Annotated in this window: 1 protein-coding gene; it reads right to left on the bottom strand. The window is 48.3% G+C overall.

The genetic code is table 11. From position 1 onward, the window contains the following. Nucleotides 1-116: 116 nt before the first annotated feature. Nucleotides 117-1,337: an IS110 family RNA-guided transposase gene (locus M3661_RS29725; RefSeq protein ID WP_251491270.1), complete on the bottom strand. Its 1,221-nt coding sequence runs from the start codon at nt 1,335-1,337 to the stop codon at nt 117-119. Nucleotides 1,338-1,587 lie beyond the last annotated feature (250 nt).

Genomic DNA, 1,587 nt, shown 5'->3' with positions numbered 1-1,587 from the left:
AGTCTATCCTGAAAATACTGATCCCCAGAAAACCTAAAAAAGGCAATAAGAAAGTGACCCTTCATCTAACAAAAAATGGAAAGGGAAAATCAGCTTTATATCCTCTGAATAAACAATCAAGAAGCCGTCGTATTCACCGTAATCGATACGCCTAATGACTCCAGTTTCTTGATAGAATGCTTAATGATCACGTCGCGTTTTCGTTCCTCATAATAGGCTGGACCAAGTTCAATGTAAGGCTGTTTTCGCTTAAGGATATAGTAGGTCATAGATAATATGCTGTGAGCTACAGCTACAGTCGCCCGATTCGCTCCCCGGCGTGCCGCAATTCGGTGATACTGACTGGATAAATACGTCTCTTTCGTTCTAGCTGCGGCCTTTGCGGCTTCGACGAGCGCACTTCGAAGTTTCTTGTTCCCTTTGCGCGTCTTCCCGGACATTCGTTTTCCGGCGCTTTCGTTTTGACCCGGACACAGCCCTGCCCAAGAACATAAATGGGCGGCGGAAGGATACTGATCCATGTTAGAGCCAATTTCGGCTAGAATGGTCTCTGCTGTTCTTCGTGCCACACCTGGGATTGTGTCAAGCAGTTCCAGGTCTTCCTCAAAAGGAAGCATGCGCTTCTTAATTTCTTCATCCAACCTGTCAATCTCTTCGTCCAAATAATCGACGTGCCGGAGTTGGGCGCCCAGCATTAATTTTTGATGTGGTCCCATTAAACCATTCAAGGCGCGCTTCAAATCTGCTTTTTTGTTCCTCAGCTTCCGTTTTGCTAGGTCCGATAAGGCTTCAGGATCGGTTTCGCCGGCGATCATCGCTTCGATCATCGCGCGTCCCGATTTCCCCAGCACGTTGCTGGCAACCGAGGAAAGCTTGATGTTTGCACCTTCCAGCACTTTTTGAATGCGGCTGACTTCTCGAGCTCGCTCTTCGATGAGACTACGGCGGTAGCGAATCAATTCCCTGAGTTCTCGTTGCTCGCGGTTTGGGATAAAGCTACCCTTCAATAGACCATGCCGGAGCAACCCGGCAATCCATTCCGCATCTTTGACGTCAGTCTTGCGTCCAGGAACATTCTTGATGTGTTGTGCATTCACAACAAGTGCCTCAATCTCTTCAAGCTCCAATAGGTTGTAGATCGGTTTCCAGTAAGGTCCGGTGCTTTCCATAGCAGTGTGAGTACACTTTTTGGCTCTGAGCCAATCCATAAGCATGAGTAAATCGTCGGTCATGGTACCAAACGTACGGATTTCTTTCCCTTCTGGTGTAATGGTGCAGGCAACGATGTTCTTTTTATGAACGTCAAGTCCGCACACATGACTGTAAACGACGTCCATTCGTAACCTTCTCCTTACGGCAGCATGATTGAAGGGGCTGGTGCAACAACCACATATGGTTATTCTATCCTGCGTGCTTCCAAACTCGGAGCAACAATCTGTGGTGCACCTGGTCGTTAGGGTCAGTCTAAGACTCGGGCTCGAAGCACCATTGACTGCCGACCTGCCTTCGCCAGCCGTAAGTAAATTATATCGCAATCCGCCCATTTTCATCATCTGATGGTGTCGCGTTAGCGGCATGGGCGTCTAA

This window comes from Paenibacillus sp. MER 180 (genome assembly GCF_023713665.1).
Lineage (GTDB): Bacteria > Bacillota > Bacilli > Paenibacillales > Paenibacillaceae > Paenibacillus_B > Paenibacillus_B suaedae.
The sequence above is the reverse complement of the archived record's forward strand: the minus strand, read 5'-3'. Positions and strand labels throughout refer to the sequence as shown.

Bases quoted from the DNA above. Each gene is read 5' to 3' on its own strand.
- M3661_RS29725 (WP_251491270.1), bottom strand. From the start codon at position 1,337: ATGGACGTCGTTTACAGTCATGTGTGCGGACTTGACGTTCATAAAAAG.